The organism is Lentzea albida, assembly GCF_900111005.1.
Classification (GTDB): domain Bacteria; phylum Actinomycetota; class Actinomycetes; order Mycobacteriales; family Pseudonocardiaceae; genus Lentzea; species Lentzea albida.
Window position 1 is genome coordinate 216,752 of sequence record NZ_FOFV01000008.1, and the last position, 18,187, is coordinate 234,938.

The 18,187-nt window shown below is 70.8% G+C and carries 17 protein-coding genes; 11 read left to right on the top strand and 6 right to left on the bottom strand.

The window, feature by feature from the left end; translation table 11 throughout:
- The first annotated feature begins 100 nt into the window (after window positions 1–100).
- From BMY74_RS21575 to BMY74_RS21590, 4 genes are read left to right on the top strand one after another with little or no spacing between them, the layout of a single operon-like run.
- Window positions 101–472, top strand: a complete 372-nt coding sequence (locus BMY74_RS21575) for a hypothetical protein (RefSeq protein WP_089918727.1) — start codon at window positions 101–103, stop codon at window positions 470–472.
- A 15-nt stretch (window positions 473–487) separates the two neighbouring features.
- Window positions 488–1,759 carry a PPE domain-containing protein gene (locus BMY74_RS21580; RefSeq protein WP_089918729.1) on the top strand — a complete coding sequence of 424 codons (1,272 nt, stop codon included), beginning with the start codon at window positions 488–490 and terminating at the stop codon, window positions 1,757–1,759.
- On the top strand, window positions 1,756–2,562 hold the full coding sequence (locus BMY74_RS21585) for an ESX secretion-associated protein EspG (RefSeq protein WP_089918731.1): 807 nt from the start codon (window positions 1,756–1,758) through the stop codon (window positions 2,560–2,562). Before BMY74_RS21580 ends, BMY74_RS21585 begins: the two co-directional genes overlap by 4 nt.
- A 56-nt stretch (window positions 2,563–2,618) precedes the next feature.
- On the top strand, window positions 2,619–4,262 hold the full coding sequence (locus BMY74_RS21590; protein WP_089918733.1) for a glycosyl hydrolase family 28-related protein: 1,644 nt from the start codon (window positions 2,619–2,621) through the stop codon (window positions 4,260–4,262).
- Here the strand turns inward: BMY74_RS21590 and BMY74_RS21595 are convergent.
- Window positions 4,257–5,945 (bottom strand): hypothetical protein, encoded by a 1,689-nt coding sequence (locus BMY74_RS21595; RefSeq protein WP_089918735.1) that lies wholly within the window; start codon window positions 5,943–5,945, stop codon window positions 4,257–4,259. The genes BMY74_RS21590 and BMY74_RS21595 overlap by 6 nt on opposite strands.
- Entirely contained in the window at window positions 5,942–7,639 is a 1,698-nt protein-coding gene (locus BMY74_RS21600; protein WP_089918737.1) for a type VII secretion protein EccC, read from the bottom strand. Before BMY74_RS21600 ends, BMY74_RS21595 begins: the two co-directional genes overlap by 4 nt.
- A gap of 89 nt (window positions 7,640–7,728) precedes the next feature.
- Between BMY74_RS21600 and BMY74_RS21605 the strand changes: the two genes are divergently transcribed.
- Window positions 7,729–8,076 carry a sterol carrier family protein gene (locus tag BMY74_RS21605; protein WP_371927798.1) on the top strand — a complete coding sequence of 116 codons (348 nt, stop codon included), beginning with the start codon at window positions 7,729–7,731 and terminating at the stop codon, window positions 8,074–8,076.
- A gap of 7 nt (window positions 8,077–8,083) precedes the next feature.
- Here BMY74_RS21605 and BMY74_RS21610 read toward each other — a convergent pair whose 3' ends face one another.
- Window positions 8,084–10,054 (bottom strand): alpha/beta hydrolase, encoded by a 1,971-nt coding sequence (locus BMY74_RS21610; protein ID WP_089918739.1) that lies wholly within the window; start codon window positions 10,052–10,054, stop codon window positions 8,084–8,086.
- Window positions 10,051–10,374 (bottom strand): type VII secretion target, encoded by a 324-nt coding sequence (locus tag BMY74_RS21615; RefSeq protein ID WP_089919113.1) that lies wholly within the window; start codon window positions 10,372–10,374, stop codon window positions 10,051–10,053. Before BMY74_RS21615 ends, BMY74_RS21610 begins: the two co-directional genes overlap by 4 nt.
- A 95-nt stretch (window positions 10,375–10,469) precedes the next feature.
- Between BMY74_RS21615 and BMY74_RS21620 the strand changes: the two genes are divergently transcribed.
- The 6 genes from BMY74_RS21620 to arfB all read left to right on the top strand — a co-directional run bounded on the left by BMY74_RS21620 (window position 10,470) and on the right by arfB (window position 15,887).
- Window positions 10,470–11,216, top strand: a complete 747-nt coding sequence (locus BMY74_RS21620; RefSeq protein WP_245786276.1) for a maleylpyruvate isomerase N-terminal domain-containing protein — start codon at window positions 10,470–10,472, stop codon at window positions 11,214–11,216.
- Window positions 11,216–11,518 (top strand): hypothetical protein, encoded by a 303-nt coding sequence (locus tag BMY74_RS21625; RefSeq protein ID WP_089918740.1) that lies wholly within the window; start codon window positions 11,216–11,218, stop codon window positions 11,516–11,518. The genes BMY74_RS21620 and BMY74_RS21625 overlap by 1 nt, the downstream gene beginning before the upstream one ends.
- Window positions 11,519–11,645: 127 nt before the next feature.
- Entirely contained in the window at window positions 11,646–13,172 is a 1,527-nt protein-coding gene (gene purF, locus BMY74_RS21630; protein ID WP_089918742.1) for an amidophosphoribosyltransferase, read from the top strand.
- A 30-nt stretch (window positions 13,173–13,202) separates the two neighbouring features.
- Window positions 13,203–14,264, top strand: coding sequence for a phosphoribosylformylglycinamidine cyclo-ligase (gene purM / locus BMY74_RS21635; protein ID WP_089918743.1), 1,062 nt, complete (start codon window positions 13,203–13,205; stop codon window positions 14,262–14,264).
- Between the two features lie 54 nt (window positions 14,265–14,318).
- Window positions 14,319–15,455, top strand: coding sequence for a SigE family RNA polymerase sigma factor (locus BMY74_RS45145; RefSeq protein ID WP_177229857.1), 1,137 nt, complete (start codon window positions 14,319–14,321; stop codon window positions 15,453–15,455).
- Window positions 15,456–15,464: 9 nt separating this feature from the next.
- Window positions 15,465–15,887, top strand: a complete 423-nt coding sequence (arfB, locus tag BMY74_RS21645; RefSeq protein ID WP_089918746.1) for an alternative ribosome rescue aminoacyl-tRNA hydrolase ArfB — start codon at window positions 15,465–15,467, stop codon at window positions 15,885–15,887.
- A 1-nt stretch (window position 15,888) separates the two neighbouring features.
- Here the strand turns inward: arfB and BMY74_RS21650 are convergent, their stop codons facing one another.
- Window positions 15,889–16,551: a response regulator gene (locus BMY74_RS21650; protein WP_089919117.1), complete on the bottom strand. Its 663-nt coding sequence runs from the start codon at window positions 16,549–16,551 to the stop codon at window positions 15,889–15,891.
- Window positions 16,548–18,086, bottom strand: coding sequence for an ATP-binding protein (locus tag BMY74_RS21655; protein ID WP_089918748.1), 1,539 nt, complete (start codon window positions 18,084–18,086; stop codon window positions 16,548–16,550). Before BMY74_RS21655 ends, BMY74_RS21650 begins: the two co-directional genes overlap by 4 nt.
- Window positions 18,087–18,187: the final 101 nt, after the last annotated feature.

Below are 18,187 nucleotides of genomic sequence, written 5' to 3' on the forward strand. Positions count from 1 at the left end.
TTTACCGGGAACCACCCGCCGCCGTCATGCATCAGAGCTAAAGTCGTCCCAAATGCACACACGGTCCATTCCTGAGGGGCCGTACTGAGGAGGGTGTGCCGTGTTTCTCGCGGATGGTGGAGGTGGCGCGTCGTCGCCGCCCCAGTTCGGTCAGCGCAAGCTGAAGGTGGACCCGTCAGCGATTCCACAGGCAAGAGCCGCCTTCGAGAAGGCGCTGGACGAGTTCGACGGCAAGCTGGCCGACGCCGTGGCCGACCTCCCCACGAGGCCGTGGGCGGAAGACCCGATCAGCGACGAGACGTCCAAGAAGTTCAACCAGCAGACGAGCGACAAGGCGCTGGAGGCGCTGACCGCCTACCGCAAGCAGCTCGTCGGCGTGATCGACCAGCTCAAGGCGATCGAGCAGCAGTACATCCTCACCGAGGGCGACAACGCCGCGATGTGGGGCAAGCACCTGCGTGACCAGGCCTGAGAGGGGGACTGACCGATGACTGACCACCGCTTCCAGGGGTACGGGCACCCCGAGCTGTACAAGATGATCAACTCCGGTCCCGGCGTCGCCGCCTCCATCCCGGTCGAGCAGGGCTGGAAGAGGGTCGCCGCGACCCTCAAGCAGATCGACGACGACCTGCACGCCGGTCTGGCGAAGATGGGCGCGGACTGGGAGTCCGACGCCTCCGACGCCGCCCAGGGCGCGCTGTCGCCGCTGGCCGAGTGGGCCGGTTTCGCCGAGACCGGCGCGACGACCATGGAGAGCTCCGCGCGCCTGCAGGGCGAGTACATCGCCGACGCGCGCAAGAAGATGCCCGAGGTCGTCCCCGTCACGACCGAGAAGCCCGGCTTCCTCGACATCGCCGCGGGCGCGCTGACCGGTCCGGTCGGCATGGCGCACGTCGTGAGCCAGCAGCTCGACCACGAGCGCCAGGAAGCCGCCGCGGACAACGCCGCCGCCCAGGCCGTCAAGGTCATGGAGGACTACCAGTCGGACAGCCGCTGGAACTCCTCGACGCTCGGCGAGTTCCCGACGCCGCCGCAGGTCGTGATCGACACGCCGCCTCCCGCCGACACCGGCACGGGCAGCACGCGAGTCGGCTACGGCCCGACCGGTTCGGCCGGTCCCTCCGGCACCGGCACGACCACCCCGTCGTGGGCCACGCCGGTGTCGACGACCCCGCAGCAGCAGGTCTCGACCGGCTGGACCCCTCCGCCGACCGACACCACGCACACCTCGTGGACGCAGCCTCCGACGACGACGCCGCCTCCCACGCACACCCCGCCTCCCACGACGCTGCCCAACCCGGGACAGACCCACAACCCGACGACGACGCCTCCCGGCGGTCCGGTGTTCACCCGGCCCGGTCTGACCGGTCCCGGTGGCCCCGGCGGCTCGAGCAGTGGTGTTCGCGCCGGTGGCGCAGGTGGTGCTGGTGGCGGCAAGGCGTTCGGGCCGATGTCCGGCTCGCTCGGCTCCGCCGGCCAGCAGGGCGCCATGAAGCCCGGTGGCATGCCCGGCGGCCTCTCCGGCGCCATGGGCTCCGGTCCTGACGCGATGCGCGGCGGTGCCGCGGGCGTCGGTGCGGGCGCGGGCAAGGGTGGTGCGGCCGGCGCCGGCATGGGCGGCGCGGGTGCGCACGGCCAGAAGGGCGAGGGCGAGGACGACATCGAGCACAAGGCGGCCGACTACCTGGTCGAGACCGACGACGTGTTCGGCGACGAGCGCATGGTCGCGCCGCCGGTCATCGGCGGCCTGTCGGAGTGAGCCTGTTCGGCGCAGCAGCGGAGAGGGAGCCGATCACCCTCTCCGCCGAGGAGTTCGACGTCGTGTGGGAACGGTTGGACGTCGGCCCCATGCCGCTCGTGCTGAAGGTTCCCACCCCGGGCAAGACGCGCGACGAGCGCATCCAGCTCGAGAACCGCGTCTACCAGCAGTTGGACCACCGGCGCCTGGGCAACTCGCGCGGCCTGTCGTCCCAGCTGGAGGGGCTCCTGCGCATGTTCGTCAAGCCCGAGCGGGAGGCGGACGGCCGCCTCTGGCTCGGCCACAGCCTGCGCGTCCTCGCCGTGGCGAACGGTGACTGGGGCGCGCTCGCGACGTTGCGGGACGACCAGCTGACGTTCCAGCCGTGGGCGGGCTCCGGGCTCGCCTCGGCGGTGCTGTCCGTCCTCCCCGCGCACCCCGCCGGCACGGGCATGTCCGTGACGCTGCCGAGCGAGGACATCGAGAAGGCGATCGCGAAGACCGACGGCTCGCCGAAGTCGATGGAGGCCGCGTTCCGCGGCATCGGGCTGCGCGAGGACGACGCGAAGGCGCTCGTGAAGATGTTCACCGGCCTCGTGCACACCGGGAACTTCGGCGCGGCCGCCCGCGACAAGTACGGCAAGCGCTGGCGCCCCGAGCGCGTGGTCGCGTTCTTCGACACCGAAGAGGGCCGCTACCTGCAACAACGGCGTGCCTCGAACGGTCAGCCGCCGTGGAGCACGTTCACGCCGACCGACGCGCGCCGGATGATGCACCAGGTCGACGAGCTGATCGCCGAAGCGAGCCGTTCCGCGGGCGTCTGACGTCTGGTTTGATCTGATCACCGCCGCCGTGGCCAAGACCCCTTGGAGACGGCGAAATGAGCATCGACAGAAGGTCGTTCCTGCTGGCTACGGGAGCGGCACTGGTCGGGACGTCGACGATGACGGGGACTGCCTCCGCGCAGTCCTCAGCTTCGCTGTGGCAAGAGTTCGTTGCCGACCCGTACGACCACCCGCAGATCCCGAACGTCGCCTACGCCGGCTACCGCACCGGTGAGAAGCCCGCCCGCCGGCCGGTCCTCGCGAACGTGCTGTTCTTCGGCGCCCGGCCCGACGGGTCGGCGGACGCCTCCGCCGCGATCAACAAGGCGATCGAGTTCGTCGGCAGGCTCGGTGGCGGCACCGTCCACGTGCCACCGGGCCGCTACCGCATCGACGACGTCGTCCGCATCGGCTACGACAACGTCGTGCTGCGCGGTGCGGGCAGCGGCCGGACGACGTTCTACGCGACCAGGTCGCTCGAGGAGATCGTCGGCATCAACCGCAGCCGGTACGGCTCGGAGAACTCGGCCTGGAGCTGGTCGGGCGGCCTCGTGTGGGTCTGCCACCGCGACCGCTACCAGCCGCTGGTCGACGCGATCAAGGCGCGCAGGTGGCCGTTCGAGGGCTGGACGGGCAACGAGCTGGAGCAGGGCTCGACGCTGACGGCCGTGACCGGTTCCGCCGCAAGGGGGTCGTTCGTCGTGACCGTCGAGAACGGACGGTCGCTGCGGGCGGGTCAGCGCGTGCTGCTGCGGCTGGACGACTCGGAGTACTCGCTGCCCAAGCACATGTGCGGCGACGTCCCCGGCACTGCGAGCTACCGCTGGGACGACAAGGACAAGCTCCTGTCGTACTTCCCGTTCCTGTGGCCGGTGCGCGTGGAGTGGGTGCGCGGCAACAGGGTCAAGCTCGCGCAGCCGTTGCCGCTGGAGATCCGCCCGGAGTGGAAGGCGCGCCTCACCACGATGGCGCCCGTGATCACCGGTGCCGGCGTCGAGGGCATCAAGATCGAGATGTTCAAGGTGCCGACCCCGAAGCACCTGCAGGACAAGGGGTACAACGGCCTCGCGTTCCAGTGCGCGTGGGACTGCTGGGCCGACGACGTGCACGTGCAGGACGTCGACAACGGGTTCCTCCTGGTGTCCTCCAAGGGGATCTCGCTGCTGAACACCCGCGTCTCCGGCCGAGGTCACCACCACGCGTACGCCGTGCGCGAGCAGTCCCACGACAACCTGACCGACGGCTTCGTGATCGAGGCCCCGTCCGAACCCTCGCAGGCGGGCGCCGGCAACCACGGCCTGAACGTGGAAGGCCTGTCCTGCGGCAACGTCTGGACGCGCGGCCGGATGGACCACGACGTCTTCGACACCCACCGCGGCCTGCCGTTCGCCAACGTCCGCACCGAGATCACCATCAACAACGTGGGAGCCCACGGCGGCAGCGCCAACGCGGGCCCGCTCTACGGCGCCCGCTTCACGCACTGGAACGTCACCGTCACCAACCAGCGGGCCGGCAACGTCCGCATCGACCAAGTCGCGCCGTGCAGCGCCACCGTGGCGATCTCCGAGGTCCGCGACTTCGGTCAGGTCGACAAGCCGGACTTCACCGGCGACCTGAACTCCCGGCTGGAGCTCTACGGCACGACGTCCGTGGTTCCGCGCAACCTCTACGACGCACAGCGGAAGCTGCGCCGCTCATGACTCGGTCATCCTGATCGGCAACGACCACACGACGTCGTTCAGGTCGGTGGGGAGCACGACCCTCTCCACCGACCTGCCGATCCGCCGCACCCAGCCCTGCTCGGTGAACTCCAGCCGGTACGAGCCGTGCTCGCCCGGAGCCGTGTCGCACAACAGCAGGTGCTGGCCGTAGGTGCGCCCCGCCGTGGCCAGCGTCCGCAGGACCTCGGCGAACTCCGGGCGCTCCTCGAGCAACGCCTGCACGCCGTCGACGCAGACCAGCAGCTCGGGCAGGACGAGCCCGGCGGCCCGGTAGTCCCAGATGTTGCGGAAGTTGTTGTGCGCCAACGTTCTGGTGCGTTGCTCGTGGTCCTCCAGCAGGTCCACGATGCCGTGCCGGATGTGCGGTGCGCCGTCGATCCCCGCGAACACACCGCTGCCGTGAAAGTCGACGAGGACGACCTGGAGTTCGTCCGGTGAATGCCGTGCCATCAGCCCGAGCGTCAGCGCCCGAACAGCTTCCGCCCGTTTGTCAGCGGGCGCGATCACCTCGCCGTGCGGCCCCATGCCGTCCTGCAGGTGCTTCGACTTGAGGTCGATCTCCACCGGCTGCCCGTGCTCGTCCACGCCGACCGGCACCCGGTACTGCAGCTTGACCGGTCGCGACCGCCACGCGTGCCGGTTCGGCATCTCGTGCAGCGCGAAGAAGCCGGGCGCGCGTTCGTCCTGGTGCATCAACGCCGGCAGGTCCCGTGCGGCCTCGTCGAGGTTCGCGGGCACCAGGCAGTCGCCGACCACCACGTCGGCCAGTCCGCCCGGCCCGTCGAGCAGGAGCTGCACACCGGACTTGCCGACGTCCTGCGCGACGGCCTCGAACACCTCCGCGCCGATGTCCCCGAACCCGCTCACGCACACCAGGAGCTGCGGCATCACCTGGTCGAAACCCCGGTGGTCGAAGACGGTCCACGTGTTGCCCACGACCTCGAGCCGGCGCTCGGACTCCTCGACGAGCAGGTCGGCGATCTTCTGCGGATCCCGCGCCGCGTGCCGATGACGTGCCACGACGTGCGGAGCCTGGTCGAGCCCGTCGAACACGTCGGAGTCGTGCGCATCGATGAACCACGCCTGGAACAACTTGGGCGAGTGCGTCGTCATCAGCCCGAGCACCAGACTCCGGAAGGCCTCCCGCGACGGGACGGCCAGGTGCGACCCGGTGCGCCACTTGCCGTCAGCGAAGTGCGTCAACTCCACGACGACCGGCGCACCGCTCTCATCGACACCGACCGGAACCTTCCACCACCGCCCCTTCCACGCGAGCGCCTTGGTGAACCGCGCCATCCCGTGCAACGACAGGAAGTCCAGCACCTCGACCCGCAACGGCAACCGCTCCGGCAGCTCGTCGAGCGCCCGAGCCGTGACGATCACCCGCACGTTCCACGAGGCCGCCGCGATCCACCGCACGGTGTCGGCGAGCCCGGGATCGTGGTCACAGCAGTACTTCCAGTCGTCGACCAGCAGCGTCGCGCCGGGTTCCGCACCCCGTTCGAACCAGGCCAGCAGGTTCTGCCGCCGCCGCTCGTCACCGGGCTCGAAGCTCACCGCGACCCCCGGCACCTCACCCCGGCCGATGCGGTAGAGCCCTGGCACCACGGCGATCCGGCGTGCGACGAGGTCCGGCGGCCCCACCAGACCGAGGTGGTTCACGGGAGCGCGATCTGGGCGTGGAGACGGCCGGGCAGGGAGAGGCCGAACCCCGGCCGGTCCGGCACGCGGGCGGCCTGCCGGGCGTCGACCAGTGACGTGGCCGGGTCGTCGAGGCGGAACTCGACGGCGAACGCCAGGCTATTCCTGATGAACGGCGGCACCTGGTCCCAGGAGCGGGCGGTGACGACGATGTGGCGTCGCGGGTCGAGGGGTTCGCCGGGGCCGTCGAGGAGCTGGTAGCGCTCGGGGTCGCCGAGGACGGCGCCGAGCGTGCGCAGGGTCGTGCTCTTGCCGGTGCCCGGCTTGCCGACGATGGCGCCGTGGCGTCGTTCCCGGGTGAAGGTGGGGACCAGGACGTCGCGGCGCTGTTCGGAAGGCAGGTCGACCAGGCCGATGGCTCCCGGCGGGAGCATGGCGAGCGACAGGCCCGCAGGGGACGGAGGTGGCGGTACGTCCATCGGCCGCACCGCGTCCACCGGCCGCATCGCTTCTGCTGGCCGCATCGCGTCCAACGGCCGTACCGCGTCCCCTGGCCGTACCGCGTCCACCGGCGGCACCAACTCCACTGGCTGCACCACCTCCCCCACCCCGTCCGAAGTGGACGGACGCGGCGGCAGCGTGAGCTTCTGCGTGGCCTGGAACGCCCCGGCCGGCGGCTGGGCCAGCACGTGCGCGGGCGGGCAGGTACCGGCGAGCGCCGGCGGCAGGACCTCCGCCCACTCCTCCAGGTCGTACGGCGGCACCGCGGCGGGCCAGGCGGGAATCTGCGCCGGCAGCGGAGCCGCGAGCCCGTCGCCGGAGTAGAGCAGGTGGACGCCGAGCTCGTGGCCCGCCCCGCTGAGCGACTGCAGCAGGCCGCGGTAGGCGGGGCACCGTTCCACCAGCGTCTCGGGGCTGTCCACGCAGACCATGAGGGCGGGGAAGGGCTCGCCCGCCTGCCTGAGCCGGCGCCGGCGGTCGAGCTCGGCGGCCAGACCGTCGTGGAACTGCTGGAGCACTTCGTCGTCGTCCTCGCCCGACAGCGCGCACGCCACGTGCGGCGCCGTCTCCAGGCCGTCGAACAACCCGACGTTCTTCATGTCGAAGAGGGCGAAGTTCAGGTCGGCCGACGAGTGCGTGACCATGAGGCCCAGCAACGCGCTCAGCAGCTTCTGCTCGCGGTCCGCCGGCCTGCCCAGGCAGGCGGCGAGGGTGCTGTTGACGTCGATGTAGACGGGCCAGCCGCGGGCGTCGGCGCCGATGGCCGCACGGAGGTCGTGGCGCTGGTACCTGTTGCCCAGGTCGGGCTCGATCTCGTGCAGCGCCAGGAAGTCCGTGGCCTCGCCGTGCAGGTGCCGCCGCAGCCGGTCCGGCACGTCCGACCACTTCCGCGCCGTGACGACGACCTGCACGCCCCGCGCCGGCCCGAACGCCGCGATCCACTCGACGGTCCTGTCCAGCTCCCCGTCGAGACCGGAGCACAGGGCCCAGTCGTCCATCAGCAGCACGGCACCCGACGGCGCGCCGCGCTCGAACCAGTCCAGCAGGCTGCGGCAGCCCGGTGCGTCGGCCGGGTCGAAGGTGGCCGAGACGGGCAACGGGTCCGCTCCCCTCCCGATCCGGTACACCGAGATGTTCGGTGCCGCCGCCAGCGCCGTCGTGAGCCGCTCCCTGGTCGCCTGCCCGGGACCGACGACGGCGAAGTTCCTGATCACGGCCCCAGGTATACCAACAGCCCCCGGAGCGCCGCCGCCCCTTCGCTAATGTGGGCGGCGTGCCAGCCAAAGCCGTCGACCCCGCCGAGATGCGCGCCGCCGTGCAGGCCGTGCTCCCCTGGTTGCGCGGTGAGGCTGACCAGCCAGAACGTCCCGTGCTCGCCGCGGCGGTCCGGCTGAGCCTGCGCACCCTCGAGCAGATCGCGCCCGGCCGCAGCGTCGAGGTGCGCGTGCCGCCGTTCGCCGCCGTGCAGTGCGTCGAGGGCCCGCGCCACACCCGCGGCACGCCCCCGAACGTCGTCGAGACCGACGCCCGCACGTGGCTGGAGCTGGCCACGGGCGCCCTCGGGTGGGACGCCGCCCTGGACGGAGCCCGGGTCACCGCGTCGGGGACCCGGGCCGACCTGTCACCGCTGCTGCCGGTCGTGAAGTTCTAGAGAAGTTCTAGAACCAGGACCCGATCGTCTTCGCCACGCCACCGACGCCCTCGACGACGTCCCGGCCCAGCTCGACCGCGTTGCCGACGGTGTCGACCACCACGTCACCGACGTCGCTCGCCACCTCGCCGACGGTGTCCACCGCGTGCCCGGCCGCGTCACCCCAGCGGCCGTTCGAGATGTCGTCCACGACCTGACCGCCACCGCGCCAGAGGTCCTCGCCCATGTCGACGACCTCCTTGCCGGTGTTGACGCCCCAGTCGATGACCGGGCCCGCCACCGGCAGGTCCGAACCGGGCACCTCGACGGGCTGCGGCGAGTCCTGCCAGCGCTGCTCGGTGACGCTGCCGCCCTCGCCGTTCGCGATCTTGGCGATGTTGTCGAGGGACTCGGTGCCCTGGTCGTAGTAGGACGAGTGGGCGTGCCCGATCCACGACTCGCCGGACGTGCCGAAGGTCTTGGCGCCGAACGAGGAGTCGTACGGACCGGTCGACGACCCGTCCTTGGTGAACCAGTCGCCGCTCGTGGCCTGGATGACCGGGTCGTGCTCGGTGCCACCGACGTAGACGTGCCCGGCACCGGCGGAGAGCTGGTCGACGTGGGACGCGCCGACGCCCGGCGAACCCACGAAGACGATGTCGTCCGCCTTCAGGCCGTTGTCCATCGCGGAGTAGCCGACGACCGTGCTGCCGTAGCTGTGGCCGACCACCGTGACGTGGGCACCGGGGTTGGTGACGCGGTAGCCCTCGACGTCCTTCGCGAGGATCGCGCCTCCCTCGCGGGCCTGCGCGGGGTCGTTCACCTGGCCGGGGAGGAACTCCGGGGCGTCGTAGCCGAGCCACTGGATCGCGGCGCCGTCCTGACCCATCTTCGCGCTGAGGTTGGAGGCCTGGTCGAGGCCGAAGCTGCTGAGCGTCGACGTGGTGCCGGGCACGCACACCGCGAGGTTCTTCGCCGTGTCCGGGTTGCCGAACGCGACGGCGATCGCGCCTTCCTTGGCACCGGCACCGTCCGGGCTCCAGGCGAGCACGTAGGCCCGCTTGCCGGTCTCCTCGCTGAGCTGCCCGGCCTTGTCCAACGCGCCGACCGCGTCGTCCGCGTTCTTCGCCCGGCGAGCCGCTTCGTCGTACTGCGCCATCAGCTGCGAGCCCTGGGCGTCGTTGCGCAGAGCGCGCTGGCCCTCGGACGAGTTCGGGTCGACGCCGAGCTCGCGGGCGCGGTCGGCGAGCTGCTGCTGGAGCCGGTCCTTCTCCGCGTTGAACCGCGCCGCGTCCTCGGGGATCCGCCTGCGGTTCGCGTAGTCGAGCACTTCGGCCGGAAGCCCGCGGAGCTGGCCGAGCTCCTGGTACCTGGTGTTCTTGAGCGCTTCCTGCTGGTCCTTGCTGAGCGACTTCCACCAGTCGGCGACGGCCTTGGGGTCGGATCCCGGCGGCGGCACCGGCGGCAGCGCACCACCAGGAGCGCCGGCCTGGGCGGCGCGGCTCCAGCCGCTGTCCGACCGCGCGGCCTCCTCGAAGCCCGGCGGGATCTTCGTCAACGCACTCGCGTAGGAGCGCAGAACGTTGTCGTAACCCGACTTCACGTTGTTCAGCGCGTTGTTGACCTGGTTCGCGAGCTGACGGGTCTGCTCGGCGTCCAGGCCCGGCGGACGGCCGCGCCACACGCTGATCGCCTGGTCCGCCGCGCCCCTCATCTGGCCGTAGGCGCGCGAGGCGGCCTGGACGATGTCGACGCCCGCGCCGAGTCGTTCGGCGGCGGCCTTGGCGGCGTTCGCGGACAGCTGGGCCCTGGCGGTGAACTTCGTGGCGGCGTCACCGGTCCAGCTGCTGACGGCGGTCTTCCCGCCGTTGGCGACGGACTCGCCCGCGCGGCCGACCGCGCTGATCGCACCGGTGATCGGGTCGGCGGCGGCAGCGATGCGGCCGACGTCACCGGACGCGAGCCTGCCGTACAGGCTCTCGGGATCCGTGAAGCTCACTTGCCGCCCCCAAAACCGCTCAGAAGCTTCTTCAACGCGGACGCGTGCTCGTCGTCGGTGCGCTGGTAGGCCTCGGCGTTCGACACGAGACCCTCCGCGGCATCGGTCATCCACGCGGAGCCGCGCTGCAGGTCCTGGGAGTGCGTGCCGACGAACCTCGCCAGCGCGTCCGCGAACTCCGCGGCGGCGTCGACCTCGCCGAGCGCGCCCGCGTCGAGCCGGAGCATCGAGATCATCTCGGCCGCCTCGCGCACCGCGTCGGAGCCGTTGCCGAACTCCTTGGACGCGGTGCGCAGCAGGTCTGGCTCAACGCCGAACATCGCCACCCCCGTGTTGGTCCTCGATCACTGCGACGCAGCTACATCATCACCGGTTCCCCACTCGCGCGATGAACGTTTCGGGCACGATGTGGTTCATGGTGCAGACAGGGTGGACGGCTCAGCGGTGGACCGCTGTGTTCATCGAACAGGCGGAGATGTTCCGCAAGGCCGTCGTGGAGGCCGATCCCGCGGCGCAGGTGCCGACGCGTCCCGGCTGGACCGTCCAGGACCTGGTCATCCACCTGGGGCGCTTCCTGGAGACCTCCACCCCGTACCTGCGCACCGGCAGCCGCACGGCGCTGCGGCCGCCGCCTCCCCAGGCCGGCCTGTCGCCGCTCGAGTACCTCGACCTGCAGATCACCGCCGCCGCGGAGATCCTCACCGCCGTGCCGGGGAACAGGCCCGTCTGGACGTTCTCGCCCGCGGCGCCCGACCTCGCGTGGGTGTGGCACCGCCGGATCGCCCACGAGACCGTGCTGCGCCGGTTCGACGCGCAGACGGTCGTCCGCGGGGTCGTCGCCACCGACGCCGACCTGTGCGCCGACGGCATCGACGAGGTGCTGACGACGATCGTCGCGGCCCAACTCGACGGCGACGTGCCGAACCCGGTGTCCGGCACCGCGACGGTGCGGCCGACGGACGTGCCGGAGTCGTGGCTGATCTCCCTGACGGAGGGCGAGGCGCCGGAGGTCCGTGCCGCCGCCCCCGGTGAGGAGGGTGACGCGCAGGTGACCGGTGAGGCCGAACTCGTCTACTTCTGGCTCTGGAACCGCATGAACCTCAAGGAGATGAGCGGCGACCGGCGCGTGCTGGACGTCCTCCAGGTCGGACGGGGGCACTGATGCGCGCACTCGCGATCGTCTTGCTGGGCTGCCTCGCGCTGACCGCCTGCGGTGACCAGAGGTTCGAGGGCGACGTCAGGTTCAAGGTCACCAAGGCGGACTCCGAGGGGTACGACCTCGTGCTGGCCGGGAAGCAGCCCGCCGACATGATCAGCGACTGGTACTCGGGCCGTGTCGCCGCCAAGGACTTCGTGGAGCCTGTCGCCGTCGGTGACGAGGTGGTCTGCCACGTCGTCCAGGAACGCGTCAACGAGAAGCACATCTCCACCCGCACCCAGACCACGGACTGCAAAAAGGCGTGACGTGGACGCTCAGCGGGTGCGGGAGGCCCTGAAGTGGGCCGAAGGCATGAGTTTCATCACCTCACCAGGGGTCTGAGGGGGGTCTACCACGTGCTGCGCCACTTACACTCGGGTTGCAGCCAGCCCCATGCCTGAGGGAGCCAATTCGGTGGTCGACGACCATTCCCAGTCCGAACAGGAACCCCGTGAGGAGTGCGGCGTCTTCGGCGTCTGGGCTCCCGGTGAAGACGTCTCGAAGATGACCTACTACGGCCTCTACGCCCTGCAGCACCGCGGGCAGGAGGCGGCCGGCATCTCGGTCGGAGACGGGACGCAGGTCGTCGTCTTCAAGGACCTCGGTCTCGTGAGCCAGGTGTTCGACGAGCAGGTCCTGCAGTCGCTCAAGGGCTACGTGGCCGTCGGTCACTGCCGCTACTCCACCACCGGGTCCACGACCTGGGAGAACGCGCAACCCACGTTCCGCACGACGGCCACCGGAAGTGCGCTGAGCCTCGGCCACAACGGCAACCTGGTGAACACCGCCGAACTGCTGGAGAAGGCCGAGGGCCTCGGCATCAGCAGCCGCAACGGCGCGACGACCGACTCCGACATCCTCACCGCGCTGCTCGCCCACGCGGCGGCGGACAAGGGCATCGAGCAGGCCGCGCTGGAGCTCCTGCCCACGGTCAAGGGCGCGTACTGCCTGACGTTCTCCGACGAGTCGACGCTGTACGCGGCGCGCGACCCGCACGGCGTCCGCCCGCTGGTGCTCGGCCGGTTGGAACGCGGCTGGGTCGTCGCGAGCGAGACGGCGGCGCTGGACATCGTCGGCGCGAGCTTCGTGCGCGAGGTCGAGCCCGGTGAGCTCATCGCGATCGACGAGGACGGCCTGCGGTCCACCCGGTTCGCCACCCCCGAGCCCAAGGGCTGCATCTTCGAGTACGTCTACCTGGCGCGTCCCGACACGACGATCGCCGGCCGCGGCGTGCACGCCACCCGCGTCGAGATCGGCCGCAGGCTCGCCAAGGAGCACCCGGTCGAGGCCGACCTGGTGATCCCGGTGCCGGAGTCCGGCACGCCCGCCGCCATCGGGTACGCCCAGGCCAGCGGCATCCCGTACGGGTCGGGCCTGGTCAAGAACGCCTACGTCGGCCGGACGTTCATCCAGCCGTCGCAGACCATCCGCCAGCTCGGCATCCGGCTGAAGCTGAACCCCCTGCGCGACGTCATCCGCGGCAAGCGCCTGGTCGTCGTGGACGACTCGATCGTGCGCGGCAACACCCAGCGCGCGCTCGTGCGCATGCTGCGCGAGGCCGGTGCGCTCGAGGTGCACGTGCGGATCGCGTCGCCGCCCGTGAAGTGGCCGTGCTTCTACGGCATCGACTTCGCCTCGCGGGCCGAGCTCATCGCGAACGGCCTGGACGACGACGGCATCCGCCGCTCGGTCGGCGCCGACTCGCTGGGGTACGTGTCGCTGGAGCAGCTCGTCGCGGCCACCGAACAGCCCAAGTCGCGGCTGTGCTCGGCGTGCTTCGACGGCGACTACCCGATCGAACTGCCGCAGGACGCGCTCATCGGCAAGCACCTGCTCGAGGGCCTCAAGGGCGTGTCGGGCTCGGCCGCTCCGGTCCTGCCCAACGGCTATGGTGCCGAAGACGCTTTGCGTCGCCCCTGAGCACCCGATATCCAAGTGGAAGAAGTTGACGTGACCGACAGCGCCAAGGCCACCTACGCCGCCGCCGGAGTCAGTATCGCCGCAGGTGACGAGGCGGTGGAGAAGCTCAAGCCGTGGGCGGCCAAGGCGCACCGGCCCGAGGTGCTGGGCGGCATCGGTGGCTTCGCGGGCCTGTTCCAGCTCAAGCTCGACCGCTGGAAGGAGCCGGTCCTCGCCTCGTCCACGGACGGCGTCGGCACCAAGATCGCCATCGCGCAGGCGCTCGACAAGCACGACACCGTCGGCATCGACCTGGTCGCCATGATCGTGGACGACCTGGTCGTGTGCGGCGCCGAGCCGTTGTTCGTGCAGGACTACATCGCGGTCGGCAAGGTCGTGCCGGACCGGATCGCGTCGCTGGTCAAGGGCATCGCCGAGGGCTGCGTCCAGGCCGGTTGCGCGCTGCTCGGCGGCGAGACCGCGGAGCACCCCGGCCTGATGGGCGACGACGACTACGACATCTCCGGCACCGGCGTCGGCGTGGTCGAGCAGTCGAAGCTGCTTGGCCCGGACCGCGTCCGCGACGGCGACGTCGTGATCGCGATGGGCTCGTCCGGCCTGCACTCCAACGGCTACTCGCTCGCCAGGCACGTGCTGCTGGAGATCGCGCGCATGCCGCTGGAGGGCCACGTCGAGGAGTTCGGCCGCACCCTCGGCGAGGAGATGCTGGAGCCGACCAAGATCTACGCCAAGGACTGCCTGGCGCTGATCGCCGAGACCGAGGTCCGCGGGTTCTCCCACGTCACCGGTGGTGGCCTGGCCGCGAACCTGGCCCGCGTGCTGCCCGAGGGCCTGCACGCGAAGCTCGACCGCGGCACCTGGACGCCCGCGCCGGTGTTCCAGCTCATCGCCCAGCGCGGCCGCGTGGAGCGCGAGGAGATGGAGAAGGCGTTCAACATGGGCGTCGGCATGGTCGCCGTCGTCGCGCCGGAGGACGTCGACCGCGCGCTGGCCGTGCTCACCGCCCGCCACGTGCCGGCGTGGGTGCTCGGCGAGATCACCAAGTCCGACGAGGGCGGCGCCGCACTCGTTGGCGATCACCCGCGTTTCTGAGGCAACCTCCTGACCCGGTCGCCGCGTACTAAGCGGCGACCGAGGAGGGGGCACTTGGACAGGGACCGCGAGTTCGGGGAGTTCGTCGACGCACGTGCGCTGGTCATGCGTCGCACGGCCTATCTGCTGTGCGGCGACTGGCACCGCGCGGAGGACATAGTCCAGACCGCGTTGATCAAGATGTACGTGGCCTGGTCGCGCGTGCGCAAGGAGAGCGCCGACGCCTACGCCCGCAAGGTGCTCGTGCGGACCGCGATCGACGAGACGCGGCGCGGCTTCTTCCAGCGCGAACGGACCGTCGACGCCGTGCCCGAGTCCGCCGTCACGGACTCCGCCTCCGACCTCGACCTGCGCGAGGCCCTCGACGCCCTGCCTCCGGGGCAACGCGCCGTCGTCGTGCTGCGCTACTGGGAGGACCTGAGCATCACCGAGACCGCCCGCATCCTCGGCAGGACGGAGGGCACGGTGAAGAGCCAGGCCGCCAAGGGACTCGCCGCGTTGCGCGACCTGCTGGAGGACGAGCCGGTGTCGCGGATCTACACCTCCGAGGTGATCCGCAAGGGCAGGACCAAGCTCGTCCGGCGCCGCACCGCCATCGCGGGCTCCCTGGCCTTCGTCCTGCTGGTGGGTGCCGGCGTGAGCGGCTACCTGGCGACGCCGCACAAGGCGGCGGCTCCCTCGATGTCGCAGGACTCCGCCGGCGTGGTCGACCGCAACGACGCGGCGACCCGCGCCCTGCGCGACGGGAACGTCCTCCCGGCGGGCGTGACGGCCGAGGACGTCGGCGAGGTCAAGGCGCTGACCTTCTACGAGAAGGACCAGACGCGGTACGCGGTGGCGCGGCTGACGGACGCAGCGGGCGCGAGCGGACTCACGATCGTCCTCACGCGTGCGAGCGGTTCCAGGCAGACCTGCGAGCAGATCCAGGCCACCGACTGCCGGCTCGAGCAGATCAACGGCGTCACGGTCCTGAGCTACTCGGACCGCGGCATGAGCGACGGCGCCGCCATGTGGGTGGTGTCGGCGACCAGGCCGGACAACACGGACGTGCTCGTCCAGAGCGACCCGTTCGGCGTCTTCCGCGGCGACCCCTACCGGCCCGACACCTCGGCGCCGCTCGCTCGGCCGACACCGGTCCTCGACCGGGACGCCCTCATAAAGATCGCGACACTTCCGGGTCTGACCTTCTAACCTGGAGGCATGGACGACGTGACCGTGACGAGGACGCTGGTGCTGCCGGCGTCCGAGTTGCGCGAACGCTTCTCCAGGTCAGGTGGGCCGGGCGGGCAGGGGGTGAACACGGCGGACAGCCGTGTGGAGCTCTCGTTCGACCTGGCTGCCTCGCCGTCGGTCCCCGAGCACCTGAAGAGCCGCATGCTCGAACGGCTGGCAGGCCGGCTGGTCGACGGCGTGCTCACGATCGCCGCGTCCGAGCACCGCGCGCAGCTGCAGAACCGCTCGGCCGCCCGCGAACGCCTCGCCGCGGTCCTGCGGGCAGCGGCCGCGCCGCCGCCTCCGGTGCGCAGGGCGACGAAGCCCACGAAGGGGTCGAAGGAGCGGCGCATCGCCGGCAAGAAGCGCCGCGCCGAGACGAAGCGCGGCCGTTCGGGCTCCTGGGACTGAGTCACACCAACGCGTAGATCCGTTCGGGCCGCCCGGTCCCGCCGTACCGCAACCGCACCTCGGCCCGTCCCATCGTCACGAAGTGCTCCAGGTACCGGCGCGCGCTCACCCGCGCCACACCGGTCGACGACGCGCACTCCGACGCCGACAACCCCTCGGGGTGCGACCGCAGCGCGTTCTCCACGAGCCGCGCGGTCTCCGGCGTCAACCCCTTGGGCAGCAACGGCTTCGAGGTCGGCCGCGCACCGAAGACCTGGTCCACGTCCGCCTGCCCGGCCGAGTCGAGCCCGTGGAACCTCTCCCGCAGCGACGCGAAGTGCGCGAGCTGGTCGCGCAGGGCCGAGTAGTCGAACGGCTTGATCAGGTAGTGCAGCACCCCGCCGCGCATCGCGCTGCGCACGGTGTCGACGTCGGTCGCCGCCGTGATCACGATGACGTCCACGTCCTCATTGGCGCGCAACGACTTCAGCACGTCGAGTCCGTTGACGTCCGGCAGGTAGACGTCGAGCAGCACGAGGTCGGGCTTCAGCGCCGAGACCGCCTTCAGCGCGTCCGCGCCGTTGTGGGCGACGCCGACCACCTCGAAGCCCTCGGTGCGCGTCACGTATCCACTGTGGACCTTCGCCACCATGAAGTCGTCGTCGACGACCAGCACCCGGATCACCAGGGCAGCCTTGCCGTGAAGACCGACCCGGACACGCTCACCGAACCGCCGCGGCGCAGGCACGCCCGCCTGATCAACGCGAGGCCGATGCCGCGTTCGCCGTGCGAGGCCGCCTTGGTCGTGAACCCGTGCCGGAACACCTCTTCCGCGAGCTCCGGCGCCACGCCCGGCCCCGAGTCCCGCACCACGACCTGGACCTCGTCGTCCAGCTGCACCACACCCACCTCGATCCACTTCCCCGCGCCGTTCGCGTTCAACGAACCCAGCGCGTCCAACGCGTTGTCGACGAGGTTCCCCAGCACCATCACCAGGTCCGCCGACAACGCCTCGTCGACCCTGCCCAGCACGCTGTCCGGGCCCAGCCGCAGCGCCGTCCCGCGTTCGGCCGCGAGCGACGCCTTGGCGATCAGCAGCGCGGCCACGGCGGGGTCGCCGATGGACTCGCCGACCTCGGTCCGCCACTGGTCCTGCGCCGAGCTGATCTGGTGAATGTAGTTGGTGACCTCGTCGTACTCCTTCAACGAGATCAGCCCGGCGATGGTGTGCAGCCGGTTCGCGAACTCGTGCGCCTGCGCCCGCAGCGTGTCCGTCGCGTGCTGCGAGGCGTCGAGCTCGTGTTGCAGCGCAAGGAGTTCCGTGCGGTCCCGCATCGTCACGACCGCGCCCTCACCGCCGTCGATCGGCATGCGGTTCAGCGTCAGCACGACGCCCTGGCGCAGCACCAGCTGGTCGACGCCGGTCGCGCGGCCGGTCAGCACGTCGCGCAGCCGGTCGTTGAGCTCGAGCTCCTCGACCGAGCGGCCGACCGCGTCCTCCGGCAACGCCAGCAGGTCGCTCGCGTGGTCGTTGACCAGCGTGATCCGGTTGTGCCCGTCGAGACCGACGACGCCCTCGCGGATGCCGTGCAGCAACGCCTCGCGGTTCTCGACCAGCGCGGTGATCTCGTGCGGTTCCAGCCCGAGCGTCTGGTTCTTCACCCGGCGCGCCAGGAGCAACGACCCGGTGACGCCGATGACCAGCGCGATCGCCAGGTAGCGCAGCACGTCGACGGGCTGTTCCAGCGCACCCGCGAAGATGCCGGGGTCCTCCGCGCCCGCAATCACCATGCCGTTGACGCGGCGGCTCACCGGGTCGAACACCGGCACGTGCGCCTCGATGGAGTCGCCGATGGTGCCCGTCCACGACCGGCCCTCGAGCGCGGTGTCCCTGGTGTCCAGAGTGGACCCGATCTGCGCGGGGTCCGGCGAGGCGATCACGAGCTGCTTGTCGTTCAGGATCAGCACGTAGGAGGCACCGGACAGGCTGCGGGCCGTCTCGGCGGGCGCGGACAGCTCGCGCCAGTTGCCCATCCGCTCCTGGACCAGCGAGTTCGCGGCCACCGTCTCGGCGACCGCCAGCATCCGCCGTTCCTCGTTGGAGCGAAAGTTGCTGCCCGTCTGGACGACTGTCAGCGCGCCGACCGCGCCGAGCAGCAGCGTGACGACTACGAGTTGCCATGCGAGGAGTTGGCTGGCCAGGGATCGGCGACGACGCATGTGACCTCCCGTGACCAGAAAGACCGAAAGAAACCTTGAGAGCGCAAGAGCGACATCAAGGTTTACACGAGAGCAACATGTCCAACCACGCGGACGAGAGG

Excerpts from the sequence above, each read along its gene's own strand:
- BMY74_RS21590 (WP_089918733.1), top strand. The coding sequence starts at position 2,619 with ATGAGCATCGACAGAAGGTCGTTCCTGCTGGCTACGGGAGCGGCACTG.
- BMY74_RS21625 (WP_089918740.1), top strand. The coding sequence starts at position 11,216 with ATGCGCGCACTCGCGATCGTCTTGCTGGGCTGCCTCGCGCTGACCGCC.
- purF (WP_089918742.1), top strand. The coding sequence starts at position 11,646 with ATGCCTGAGGGAGCCAATTCGGTGGTCGACGACCATTCCCAGTCCGAA.
- BMY74_RS21620 (WP_245786276.1), top strand. The coding sequence starts at position 10,470 with ATGGTGCAGACAGGGTGGACGGCTCAGCGGTGGACCGCTGTGTTCATC.
- BMY74_RS21615 (WP_089919113.1), bottom strand. The coding sequence starts at position 10,374 with ATGTTCGGCGTTGAGCCAGACCTGCTGCGCACCGCGTCCAAGGAGTTC.
- BMY74_RS21580 (WP_089918729.1), top strand. The coding sequence starts at position 488 with ATGACTGACCACCGCTTCCAGGGGTACGGGCACCCCGAGCTGTACAAG.
- BMY74_RS21655 (WP_089918748.1), bottom strand. The coding sequence starts at position 18,086 with ATGCGTCGTCGCCGATCCCTGGCCAGCCAACTCCTCGCATGGCAACTC.
- BMY74_RS21605 (WP_371927798.1), top strand. The coding sequence starts at position 7,729 with ATGCGCGCCGCCGTGCAGGCCGTGCTCCCCTGGTTGCGCGGTGAGGCT.
- arfB (WP_089918746.1), top strand. The coding sequence starts at position 15,465 with ATGGACGACGTGACCGTGACGAGGACGCTGGTGCTGCCGGCGTCCGAG.